The sequence below is a fragment of the Alicyclobacillus suci genome (assembly GCF_017329615.1).
GTDB classification, from domain to species: domain Bacteria; phylum Bacillota; class Bacilli; order Alicyclobacillales; family Alicyclobacillaceae; genus Alicyclobacillus; species Alicyclobacillus suci.
Map to the genome: position 1 here is coordinate 1 of NZ_JAFMTW010000063.1, position 12,807 is coordinate 12,807.

At 53.4% G+C, this 12,807-nt stretch carries 9 protein-coding genes; 8 read left to right on the plus strand and 1 reads right to left on the minus strand.

Features of this window, described 5'->3' with window-relative positions; all coding sequences use genetic code 11:
* The first annotated feature begins 176 nt into the window (after positions 1-176).
* From J3482_RS18395 to J3482_RS18430, 8 genes are all read left to right on the plus strand, one after another.
* On the plus strand, positions 177-1,709 hold the full coding sequence (locus tag J3482_RS18395; RefSeq protein WP_021298449.1) for a peptidoglycan-binding protein: 1,533 nt from the start codon (positions 177-179) through the stop codon (positions 1,707-1,709).
* 63 nt (positions 1,710-1,772) lie between these two features.
* On the plus strand, positions 1,773-2,402 hold the full coding sequence (locus J3482_RS18400) for a hypothetical protein (protein ID WP_021298450.1): 630 nt from the start codon (positions 1,773-1,775) through the stop codon (positions 2,400-2,402).
* Positions 2,403-2,471: 69 nt separating this feature from the next.
* The gene (locus tag J3482_RS18405; RefSeq protein ID WP_146821644.1) at positions 2,472-4,067 is read left to right on the plus strand and encodes a DUF4855 domain-containing protein; all 1,596 of its coding nucleotides are present in this window, start codon (positions 2,472-2,474) and stop codon (positions 4,065-4,067) included.
* A gap of 357 nt (positions 4,068-4,424) precedes the next feature.
* Positions 4,425-5,096: a response regulator transcription factor gene (locus J3482_RS18410; protein WP_021298452.1), complete on the plus strand. Its 672-nt coding sequence runs from the start codon at positions 4,425-4,427 to the stop codon at positions 5,094-5,096.
* Positions 5,097-5,098: 2 nt separating this feature from the next.
* Positions 5,099-6,487, plus strand: coding sequence for a sensor histidine kinase (locus tag J3482_RS18415; RefSeq protein WP_161624391.1), 1,389 nt, complete (start codon positions 5,099-5,101; stop codon positions 6,485-6,487).
* Between the two features lie 98 nt (positions 6,488-6,585).
* On the plus strand, positions 6,586-9,195 hold the full coding sequence (locus J3482_RS18420) for a glycosyltransferase family 39 protein (RefSeq protein WP_206919244.1): 2,610 nt from the start codon (positions 6,586-6,588) through the stop codon (positions 9,193-9,195).
* A 107-nt stretch (positions 9,196-9,302) separates the two neighbouring features.
* Positions 9,303-10,199 carry a UTP--glucose-1-phosphate uridylyltransferase GalU gene (gene galU, locus J3482_RS18425; protein WP_021298455.1) on the plus strand — a complete coding sequence of 299 codons (897 nt, stop codon included), beginning with the start codon at positions 9,303-9,305 and terminating at the stop codon, positions 10,197-10,199.
* Positions 10,183-11,208, plus strand: a complete 1,026-nt coding sequence (locus J3482_RS18430) for a glycosyltransferase family 2 protein (protein WP_021298456.1) — start codon at positions 10,183-10,185, stop codon at positions 11,206-11,208. The genes galU and J3482_RS18430 overlap by 17 nt, the downstream gene beginning before the upstream one ends.
* A gap of 10 nt (positions 11,209-11,218) precedes the next feature.
* On the opposite strand, the gene J3482_RS18435 is transcribed toward J3482_RS18430, so the two are convergent.
* Positions 11,219-12,682 carry an ATP-binding protein gene (locus J3482_RS18435; protein WP_206922886.1) on the minus strand — a complete coding sequence of 488 codons (1,464 nt, stop codon included), beginning with the start codon at positions 12,680-12,682 and terminating at the stop codon, positions 11,219-11,221.
* Positions 12,683-12,807: the final 125 nt, after the last annotated feature.

Genomic DNA, 12,807 nt, shown 5'->3' on the forward strand with positions numbered 1-12,807 from the left:
AGATGTGTATAAGAGACAGCCCCCATCCAAATCTATCATACGAAACTTAGTCATTTTTTAATGGAAAATCAATGTAACCATTCTATGCTACTGGGGTGTATAGTAATCGTATCCAGCCTCGGTTGTTCGCGCGCTCCAAACGCCGTTCATCCCCAAAAGCCATATGGAGGTTACTCATGAAATTCGGACGTTTGCTAGCTGTCGGCGCGATGCCGATGGTGTTGTCTGTCGCGGTGCCTGTGGTTGCACACGCGCAGGCGGTGGAGCCTACTTTACAAGTGGGGTCAACCGGATCAGCGGTGAAGACGCTTCAGCAGGACTTGAAGGCGCTGGGCTATTCTGTCGGCTCGATTGACGGTGAGTTTGGCCCCAGTACGTTGGCCGCCGTCAAATCGTTTCAGACAGCCCATAACCTAGAGGCCGACGGTGTGGTCGGACCCGCTACGTGGTCGGCAATTCTCTCAAAGACACAAGGAAAGTCGTTTACGAATGTAGATTTGCGGTATTCCGCACCGAGCGACATTACGGATAGTAGCATTGATAAGTTCCTGCAAAGCAACCAATCCCCCATGACGGGGCTCGGGCAATCGTTTATCACCGCGCAGAATACATACGGCGTGGATGCGAACTATCTGGTTGCGCACGCGATTTTGGAAAGTGCGTGGGGCAAGAGCCAGATCGCTCAGGCGAAAAATAACCTCTTCGGCTATGGCGCGTACGACTCGAATCCAGGCGATGACGCTGGCATGTTCCCGAGTGACGCGTATGCGATTCAATTTCAAGCTTGGGAAGTTCGCAACAATTACTTGAATCCGGGCAGCAGCGAATACGTCTCGCCGACGTTGAAGGGCATGAATGTGCACTACGCAACCGATCCCAACTGGGCCTCGAGCATCGGCAGTCTGATGAATGAACTGGCCGGGTCAGCGGGTGGCAGCGTCAATCAATATCAGCAGTACCCTTCCAGTTCAGCTGTACCGCAGGCGCAAAGTGACACGGAGCCTGTGTACTACCTGAACAACGCGAGTGGGACGGCGCAGAGCAATGCGTACTATGGGGGCGTTCCTTACTACCCTAGTGTCAGTGCCGGGATTTCGGACATGTTCTTCGGGCCGTTGAAAAGCGGCAGTTCCGGCGAGGGCGTCGATGAAATCCAGCGCTACTTGAATCAACAGATAGGGGCCGGGTTGACGGTCGACGGCCAGTTCGGCGCCGGGACGCAGGCGGCGGTCAAGAAGTTTGAGAAGAAGATGGGCCTCAGCCAAAACGGTGTCTGGAGCTTTGCCATGTGGAACAAGTACATCTACACCGGGCCAGCGCCGACGGTGTCGGTGGGGCAGGGTGTCGTGATCGATCAGGTGGCACAAGGCATGGCCGGCGCCTATGTGGTGCCGTGGTACCATATCGCGGGCGAGGGTTGGGTCGACGCGCAGGATGTGAAGCTCACCAATGTGTACCGGTTGACTGTGGCGAATCCGACGAGCACGAACTCGTCCATTCCGGTTTATGGTTCGAGTGACATGACGGATGAAATCGCCACACTGCACGCTGGTGACTTCGTGGTGGCGCAGACGCCAACGGCAACGGGCGGCGTCTATCAAATTCAGATCGCAGTTCAGTCGTCTGACACGAGTGATGGACAAGCACCGGGTACGCCGCTTACGGGCTACGTCTCGACGGCGGATGCCAAACTGACGGCACAACAATAGATTTGTGTACACCCGTAAAGGTGGCGCGGTATTGCCACATCAGGAGATAAGGGGGCAAGGGGTTTGAAGACGAACAAGAAGTGGTTGGCGGCAGGACTGGCGCTCGGATTTTTGGTGACCACAGGGTGTGGGACACAAGCCACGAGTCCGGCATCGACAGATAACGCGACGAGTTCGAACACGGCGCAGAACAACACCACGCAGACGACGAACAGCACCGGGGCGGGGGAAGCCAATAACACGTCGGCCGAGGACAATACCACAACGCCTACGACGGCCGATAGCGGGACCTCCAACTTGACATACGTGAACTATACCAACAGCCGATATGGATTTTCACTGCAGATTCCGTCCGCGTTTAACCAGGAAGCACTGCCGCAGGATGGCGACGGACAGTCTTGGACCAGTTCCGATACCGAGATGACGGTTAAAGCGTTTGGCCAATACAACGTCAACCATGACACGGTCAAGAGCGAGTTGGCCTCGCTCGCGACGGGCAAACAGGCGACGTACCAAGACGCGCAGTCCAACTGGGGTGTCGTGTCCGGCACGGATGGACAAAACATCTTTTACGACAAAGTCTATGTCGGCTCGAATATTTATGAGTTGCAAATTGAGTACCCGGCTTCGGCGGCCAATCAGTATAGCAGTGTGGTCACGCACATTGCGAATTCCTTTCAGCCTGGTTCATGACAAGGCGCTGACGAATCTGCCTGATTCCGGACGCTGATTGCCCCTGACCGGGTTTCGCAGGAGGATGTCATGAAAAGGAGATACATTGCGTGGCTTGCCACGACTTTGATGCTAGGTTGTGTGGGGAGCGTCTTTTCCGCCCCGCACGCGTACGCGGATACGATAGAGACAGAGACACCGGCGGAAGACTTGACTAGCCTCGCAACCATTTCGACGAGCATCACGGGGCTTGCTGACTCGACCTTTCAGAGGGATGAACAAAAGTATCAACAGTATCCGCTGACAGATCCTGTCCACTGGACAGGTTACTGTCATCAAGGCGGCCGGCAGGTCACCGTTCAGTTCGCGAATCCGGTCGATGTGCAGCACGTGCAAATCACCCTGGAACAGGACGCTGGAGCGGGCATCTATTACCCGAGTGACGTGCAGTTCCAGGCGTACGAGAATGGCCAGTGGATCGCGCTGACGACCGTGAATTCGTCGATTCCGGAGAGCGATACGAACAAGACGACGCAGGTGTTCCAGTTTGATAGCAGCGCCGGTGTCGAAACGACGGAAATCCGTATCGCGTTCCCTGTGGAATTGTTTGTGTTTGCGCGGGGGTTGGACATCACCGGCAGTACGACGGAAACTGGCGAGACGCCGACCTACCCTGTCGTGGCGCCGTCGACTGCGTCACCGTCCACGGTTATGTCGCCGGATTCGATTAACGATCACGGCATCGCCAACATGCTCCTCGTCCCGACGGGCAGCCACGGCCAGTTGGGCACGTGGTCGGCTGGCGACTTTGTGCCGATGCTGGAGTACATCAATCCGGCGGGACAGGCGGTCTCCCCGCTGTTTGACACGATGTTGTTCTCGCCGTATTCCAACGTCCCGAACACGGTGGCGGGTTGGACAGGCTATATTGATGATTTGTTTCAAGCGGGGCAAGAGCTAGACGCGTTGAACCAAGCGGTCGGCCTGACCAATCAGTCGCTGAATCGGCCGGGATATAAGGAAAAAGTGGTCTTGTCGATTCCCTACTTCCCGTACGGCGTCGCGGATTTTGGCAACGTCGATGGGCAGGAGTTGAGTTTTTACGGGACTTCGACGGATGAAGACGCGGTGGCGGCGCGGACTACGGCCATGAAGTGGTATGTTTCGACGCTGCTTGGCAAGTGGCAGGCAGCGAATTATCAGAACTTGCAACTGGTGGGGCTATATTGGGATCACGAGCAGTTGAACCCGGGCCTCCCTGGCGACGAGGCGATGTTCCAGGCAGCATCCAACGTGGCGCACAGCAACGGGCTGCCGATCTTCTGGATTCCGTTTTACGGCGCCAATGGCACCGCGGATTGGCAAACCCTCGGTATGGACGCAGCGTGGTTGCAACCGAACTACATTGAGGAAGGCGCCGACGCGGATGTGACGCGTATTCGCAATGCCGAGCAAATTGCGACGCGCCATGGCATGGGCGTTGAAATCGAGTTGACCGCGCTCGACAGTCTCACGCAGTCGCTCTATGAGACGCAGCTGAACTTCCTGCGCTCGGATGGCTTCGGATCCAATCGGGTGTCGCATGCGTACTATGACGGATCGAAATTATTGCTCGACGCAGAGGAGTCTAGCAATCCAGCAGAGCGTCAAATATACGATGATACAGCGGCGTTCATGCTCGACTGACTAACAGCGCGTAGCTGATTGCGGCGGGTACGACGGTAACAGCTTCCAGATAATCGGGTGACGTACCCGCGTGATTATCTAGATTTCGGTAGCATACGCGCGGCCATCTCGCCTGTGATGTATCGCGGCTATAGATGTGCGTAGACATGAATGCGGCACGGTTCCTCCACGGGGGAACTGTGCCGCGTTTGTTTTATGGACGCGTGTGACGAACGTGCGCGTATCTGTGTGGTGTGGTCTGTTTGTGCGGTGAGTGTATCGTGGAAAGTGATCGTCAAAGCGCAGATGACCGTCTACACGCCACTTCATATTCAGTTCATAATGGATTGATATTCATCCATAGAGGAGGGGGTACCTTTGGTACGCATTCTAGTGGTGGATGATGATCCCTACATTCGGGACTTAATTGGTTTGTATATTCGGCGAGAAGGGTTTGAACTGGTAGAGGCCGCAGATGGCCTTGAGGCGCTCAGTTGCTTGGAGAAACTTCAAGTGGATTTAGTGGTGCTGGATATCATGATGCCGAACATGGATGGATGGGAATTCTGTGAGAATGTAAAATCGGTATACGACATCCCGATTATCATGGTTACGGCCAAAGGGGAGCCTCAGCAGCGAATCAAGGGTTTCGAATTGGGGTCTGACGATTATTTGGTCAAGCCATTTGAACCGCGAGAGTTGATCTTTCGGATAAAAGCGTTGCTGCGGCGGTATCAAATCAATAGCTCACATGTGATTCAAATTGACGATGTGACGATTGACAGGCGGACTTACCAGGTGCACATGGGACAACAATCTGTCGTCTTACCCCCCAAGGAGTTTGACGTGTTGTTCAAATTGGCCAGCTATCCTGGGCAAATTTTTACGCGTGGTCAGTTAATTGAGGAAATTTGGGGTGTGGATTATCAAGGTGACGAGCGCACCGTCGATGTGCACGTGAAACGACTACGCAACCGCATGGCCGAGTTAGGCGTCACATTTAAAATTGCCACGATTCGTGGTTTGGGGTATCGCCTTGAGGTGGTGTGATGTTGAAGACGCTCTATTTGCGAACGGTATTTACCTTTCTTGCTATCGTCCTCATCTCTATTAGTGTGGCGTTTTTTGTGACGTCTCATCTATATACCAAGCAATCGCAGTCGCAAATGCGAACAGATATCATCAAAACTGCCAACCAGGCAATTGTGGAGTACAAGCACCACTCCTTGCACGATTTTGCGAATTACGCTCACGTGGTGGCCAGTATGCAGGGGTACGACATCGAGGTCTACAATGGCGCTTCGAGCATCATGAACGGTCGAGCGTATGGGGTCAATCCGAATTTGGAAACCCCGGTGCCGTTGGTGCAACAAGTACTTGCGGGGAACACGGTCGAATTGTTTGATGGTGCATATCACACGCCGATGCCACATCATACCTTTGTGGGCGTTGGGATACCGTTTTCAATTGGTCAGACGCAATATGCCATGTTCGTGTCGCCGAGACTTCCGCCGCCACCGCCGAGAGCCGGATTCCCACGGTTTCTCGTCACTGTGTTGTTGATTGTTTTGGTGGTGGGAAGTTTATTGATATTGGTTGCGTCCCGGTATTTGATACGACCGATTCAAATGATTACAGCTGCGACTCGGCGGGTGGCCAAAGGAGATTTTGATGTGGCTATCCGATTTAACCGAAGCGATGAGATTGGGGTCCTGGCTGAGAGCTTTACCGCGATGACGCAGGAACTCAAGCAAATGGAAACGATGCGGCAAGATTTTGTGTCCAACGTATCGCACGAAATTCAGTCACCATTGACGTCCATACGTGGGTTTTCCAAGGCCTTGCGCGAAGGAATTATTCCAGAGCATGAGCGGGATAGGTACTTGGAGGCCATTGAAGTGGAAAGTGAACGCATTTCGCGGATGAGCGAGAATCTGCTGAAATTGGCGTCGTTGGAGTCTGATCACCACCCTATCAAGATGAAATCGTATCGCTTGGATGAGCAAATCCGGCGCACGATTCTCATCACGGAACCTCAGTGGTCGGAAAAGGACCTCCATATTGAATTGGAACTGCCGAAAACGGTGCTCACGGCTGATCAAGACTTGTTGGAACAAGTTTGGATGAACTTATTGGTCAACAGCATTCGGTATACACCGTTTGGTGGACGTCTGATGGTGCGCATTACGTCCGATGAGACGAATGTGAAGGTGCAAGTCGAGGACACTGGCATTGGCATCCCAAAGTCGGAGCAACAGAAGGTGTTCCAACGATTTTACAAGGTGGACAAGGCGCGCAGTCGCGCTGAAGGCGGCAGTGGGCTAGGGCTGTCGATTGTGAAGCGCATAGTGGACTTGCATCAAGGGCATATTCAGCTAGAAAGTGACGTCGGTCGTGGGACGACGTTCACCGTCATCTTGCCAACGAAACAGAATGCGTAGGGCGCTGCGGAGCAGCGTCCTTTTTTTGTGTCGCGAGTTCATATTCAGTTCATATAGCTTCCATATGCTCCTGTCAGCAAGCTGATGGAGGGGTGAACATGATACCGGCCACGCGTACGTTTGGGGAGACCGTCCGTTTTGGACTGGTTGGCACACTGAATACCGCAGTGGATTTTGCAATTTTTATTCTCCTCACGCATGTCGGCCATTGGGATATCATCGCTGCGCAGACGGTATCCTACGCGGTTGGGTTGATGAACAGCTACGTTTGGAATCGCATCGTGACATTTAAGGAACAAGGCAGCATCGGTTGGAAGCAGGTCGGTCGATTCGTCGCGATAAATGTCAGCTCGTATCTTGTCTCGGTGTTCGTCCTATTCGTGATGCGGCGATTCGCGTGCCCTGACGTGGTCAGTAAATTGTTCGCGACGCTCGTTACGTTTGCCATCAATTTTATCGGCAGCAAACGTTGGGTGTTTTCACGCACAGCGATAAATGAGAGAAGCAGTTCGTCTGCGTTTCGTAGAAAGGAAATGGTTGAGATGGATGCATCGTATACACCAGAGACAGGTCGCCAACGTTTGCCCAAGCTCCTGAGTGGCAGGCAGGAGGATGCCCCGTGGGTTAGGCCCGCACTTGTGGCTCTGTTGGTATTGACGGCCGTTGCGTACATATGGGGACTGAGCGCTTCTGGTTGGTCTAACTCATTTTATAGCGCGGCTGTACAGGCGGCGACGAAGAGTTGGAAGGCGTTCTTTTTTGGATCCTTCGACGCGTCAAATTTCATCACCGTGGACAAGCCTCCGTTTTCCTTGTGGGTGATGGATCTCTCGGCGCGTATCTTCGGCCTCAATTCATGGAGCATCCTGGTTCCGGAAGCGCTGGAAGGCGTGGCTTGCGTGTGGGTTTTGTATCTCACGGTTCGCCGCTGGTTCAGCCCTGGCGCCGCGCTGATCGCTGGTGCCGTACTCGCGACAACGCCCGTTGCGGCGCTGATGTTCCGGTTTAACAACCCAGATGCGCTCCTTGTGCTCTTACTCACGGCGAGCGCCTATGCGATGACGCGTGCACTGGAAGCGGGTAAAACCAAGTGGCTCATTCTGGCCTCGTGTTTGATTGGTTTGGGATTTTTGACGAAAATGCTCGCGGCGTTCTTGGTCATTCCGGGCTTTGTGGTGGTTTATCTGCTGTTTGCGCCTGTGTCCGTTCGCCGTCGACTTCTGCAGCTGGTTTCGAGCGCCATCGTGGTGGTCGTATCGGCAGGTTGGTGGGTCGCCATCGTCCAGCTTACACCAGCCGATAAGCGCCCATATATCGGGAGTTCTCAGGACAACAGCCTACTCAATCTCATTTTTGGGTACAACGGCTTTGGCCGGCTGACTGGCAATGAGTCCAGTATGGGCGGGGGCCGCGGCGGTCATGGTGGCGGCATGTTCAGTGGAAGCACTGGCATCGCCAGGTTGTTTCACGCCGATATGGGTGGTCAAATCTCGTGGCTTATCCCTGCTGCTTTGATTCTTTTCTTCGTGGCCTTGTGGCTTGTGCGTCGCGCCTGGCGTTCGGAGGACGCGGTGCCAGCGCTGTTGATGTGGGCTGCGACGCTTATCGTCACAGGACTCGCATTTAGTTTCGGGAAAGGGATTATTCACCAATATTACACTGTCGCGCTGGCGCCGGCCATTGGTGCGCTCGTCGGTATCGGAAGCGATGTTCTCTGGCGCAGCCGAAACGAACTTGTCGCCCGGTTGGGTCTGGCAGTAGCGATGGCAGCTACGGCGGTTTGGTCGTTTGTCCTACTTGACCGGACACCCACATGGCTGCCGTGGTTGCGCGTTGTCGTGCTCGTGGTTGGTGCAATTGCGGTGATTGGTATCCTGTGTATCTACAAGATGGGCCAGCGCATCACCGCACTGACAGGCATTATCGCTGTGGTGGCGGGGCTTGTCGGACCTTTTGCCTACATGCTGCAAACCGTGACGACGCCGCACACAGGTTCCACCCCGACGGCTGGACCTACTGTAGCTGGTGCAGCGTTTGGTGGCGGAGGATTTGGGAATCGTCGGATGATGCCTGGATTCGAGTCAGGCATGCAGTCCTCAGGGACATCGAAAACCACCGGATCGGATCATTGGAAAAGCGGAAGTAGCCTACGCGGTGCCAATGGGCTTGGCGATGTTCGATTGACGGGTGGCTTTGGTGGGCCTGGCGATGCGACACCGAATCAGGCAATCATCCGCCTGCTTGAGCAGAATGCCACACACTATACCTGGGTAGCTGCGACCATCGGTGCGAACTCGGCTGCGCCTTATCAGTTAGCGACGGGGGATCCCATCATGGCGATTGGCGGGTTTGCTGGCAGCGACCCAACACCGACCTTAGCTCAATTTAAACGCTATGTGAGTGAAGGGAAGATTCATTATTTCATCGCCGGTGGAATGGGCTTTGGTAGGGGATTCTTGGCGGGCTCTAAACCGTTTGGTGGCGCGGGCGATGGCAGTTTGAAGCGTGGCGCGGAGAACGGCGAAATGCCAGCTTTCTTCGGCGGTAAAGGGGCTTCTGGCGCCCCGACGGCGGGTGGTTTCCCAGGTGGCGCAATGGGTGGCAGTTCTAGCCCTAGTGCAGCGATCACGAAGTGGGTGGAGAGTCACTTTACATCTACGAAGGTGGGTGGCGTGACGGTCTATGACCTAACGCATTCGAAATCCTGATTGCGGTATGGGCGTTGGGTCGGTTGCGCTGGTGGGCGCAGACCGACCATCTGCCCCTAGGGCATCGCGCTTCCGAAAAGATGACTGACAGCAAACGGAGGATGGACATGAAACAGCGGATTCGCAAAGCGATTATTCCCGCGGCAGGCTTGGGCACGCGGTTTTTGCCCGCGACAAAGGCACTGCCAAAGGAAATGCTCCCGATTTTGAATAAACCAACCATCCAGTACATTGTGGAAGAGGCTGTTGCTTCTGGAATTGACGATATCCTCATCGTCACTGGACGAGGAAAACGCGCGATAGAAGATCACTTCGACAGTGCGTTTGAGCTGGAAGTCACCCTTGAACATAAAGGGAAATTGCAGTTGCTTGAACAGGTGAAGTCCATCAATCACATGGCCAATATCCATTACATCCGCCAGCAAGAACCACTAGGACTTGGGCACGCCGTCTGGTGTGCGCAGTCGTTTATTGGGAACGAGCCGTTTGCCGTGTTGTTGGGTGACGATATCGTGGTGCAGTCAGAGCCGTATCTCAAACAGATGCTAGACGTCTATGAACAAACGTCCAGCAGTGTCATCGCAGTACAACGGGTGGAAATGCGCGACGTTGCTCGTTATGGCGTCGTAGCGCCTATCGACAGCGTGGATGGGTTACACACAGTTGGGGACTTGGTTGAAAAACCCACGCCAGATGAGGCGCCGTCCAATTTGGCGATCATTGGTCGGTATGTACTGACCCCGGACATTTTTCAGATTCTCTCTGTTCAAAAGCCAGGTACAGGCGGTGAGATTCAATTGACTGATGCATTGGCTGAGCTGAACAAGAAGCGTCGTATGTTCGCTTATGAGCTTAGGGGACAGCGCTATGATGTCGGTGAAGTTGCTGGTTTTGTCAAGGCGACGATTGATTTTGCGCTGCGTGACACCACGGTACAAGCGGAAATTTGGCAGTATCTCCAACACGTGATGGAAGGGATGGGGCCTTATGAGCAACACGCGTGACCATTTGCCGATTCTGTATATCGTCGTGCCGTGCTACAACGAGGAAGCGGTTCTGCCCGAGACGGTCGCTCGACTCTCTGCCGTAATCAATCGCCTCGTGGAGGAGCAGTCCATTGGGGCAAGCAGTGCCATACTGCTGGTCGATGATGGGAGTCAAGATCAGACTTGGGCGCTGATTGAACGGTATTTTCAATCCAATGCGCTCGTGAAAGGGCTGAAGCTTGCTCGAAATGCTGGGCATCAGAATGCCCTATTTGCGGGTTTGATGCATGCCAAAGCGTATGCAGATGCGGTGATTTCCATTGATGCGGATCTTCAGGATGACGTGTTGGCCATCCCGGAGATGATTTACCAGTACCTCGCGGGATACGACGTCGTTTACGGCGTACGCGACAATCGTGCCAACGACACTTGGTTTAAACGGGTGACGGCTCAAACATTCTATCGCCTGATGCGGAAATTGGGCGCGAACGTCGTGTATAACCACGCGGATTGTCGGTTGTTAAGCAGGCGGGTACTTGAGGAACTGGCCCGATATGAGGAACGGAATCTTTTCTTGCGGGGCATTATTCCGATGATTGGATTTCCGGCGACAAAGGTGTATTACAATCGATCCCCGCGATTCGCCGGCGTATCAAAATACCCCTTCAAGAAAATGTTGTCGTTTGCGTTTGACGGGATCACTTCATTGAGCGTGACGCCGATTCGGTTGATCACGGTGGTTGGGCTGCTTGTGTTCCTCGTCTCAATTGTCGTCGGCTGCTATGCACTCGTACGCGACCTACTGGGGCATGCGGTGACGGGGTGGACTTCGCTGATGTTATCGATTTGGGTCATTGGCGGTATTCAACTGATGTGTTTGGGACTGATTGGAGAATATATTGCAAAGATATACAAGGAGACCAAAAAACGCCCGAAGTATCATGTGGAAACGACATTGCAGGACAAATCTGCCGCGACAAAGGCAACAGGAGATTCGAACTGGGTAGACATGGTCGGACCGTCATAAGGGTATCTGGTCAACTCACTTTGTCATCGTCGCGGTTTGATTCAGTTGCCTTTGATTGAAATGCGGGAAATTCCAGGATGACGGATGTACCGCCCTCGTTTCTGTTCCGAAAGTGTATCGTCCCGTTGTGTTGCTCAATTAAAATGGAGCATACGGTAAGGCCTAATCCTGTTCCCTTTTCCTTCGTTGTGTAGAATGGTGTTCCCAGTTTGCTGAATATGTTGGGATCAATCCCGGCTCCCTCATCTTGTATTTCAATCTGAACATTCGTCTTTGTGTCATTGAGCTTTGCCGAGACATAAATGGAACCTGGGTGCTCCATTGCATCCATCGCGTTGTTCAGTAGGTTGATGATAATCTGTTTAATATTGTGTTCGTCTCCCAAGACAAACAGGTCATCTTTCGCAATATCGGTGGAGATGGTAATCCCCTTCATGCGCGTCATGGGGGAGATGAGAGAGACTGTCGATGTCAGCACGCATCCAATATCGCATTTTCGATACGTAGACCCACGGGGGCGCGAGACGCTCAAAAATTCCTGAACGATTTCCTCAATGCCTCGAAACTCATCCATCATGATATTGACGTAATCGCTTTTCACCGAATATTCTTCCGATATCAACTGAAAGAAGCCTTTGAGCACCATCAATGGATTCCGGACTTCGTGCGCAAATGCAGCACCGAGTTGTCCAGCGACGGACATCTTTTCGGCTTGTATCAACAGTTGCTCTGTACGGCTGCGTTCGGTGATGTCTTTGAGCTGGCCCAATGCGCCGGATGGGCACTTGCTGGTGTCCAGTATGGGGTAGCAGTCAAATAAGCATATCCTCGCAGCGGATTCCTCGGGCTTCGGGATGTTCAACTCGACATCTTGATAGCGTGTCTGACCCCGTACACTTCGGTCCAAGTATTCACCGACATACGGGATTGTCGCAGCTGGACGGCCAATGATATCCTCACTGCGTATTCCAAGGTACGCTTCAAACAGGTTGTTGCACTCCCGAACGATTCCCTTTTCATTAACAATGACCACGGCGTTTGGCGTAGATTCGAGTATCATGCGGTTGAGCACGTCTAGCGTCCGGTTGTTATGGGCGAGCAACAGTTGCCGTTCGATAGAGTCAACCGCCGTGACGAGTAACGGTAAAAAATAGTCGTGCGCCTCGCCAATTGGCGCCATGATAGACAATGTTCCAATTGGCAAGGATTTATCCATGTTGTGTATGACTGCGCCATAGCACGCGACGCCATGTAAGGCTTCATAGGCGTGATCGTCTCCAATTAACTTGACTGGCCTATCTTCCTGCAGCGCCCGACTGACGACGTTTGGCCCGCATTCTTGCTCGATAAATTGGATACCGCGCTTAATGCCGCTTTGCGCTACCATTTGATGTACCAGCGGATCGCCAAACAATTCCAGGAGATACCCTTGCGCATCACTAAAGGCGACGACAATCGGTACGCCTTTTAACAACCCAATTAACTTTTGAGAGAAAAACTTGAGCGTTTTGCAGAATGGTCGTTTTGGGTGGAGGTGAAAAAGGAACAACACCTAGGGTAAGCAGACAATATTCCATATATCGGTATTCTTGCGCCGTG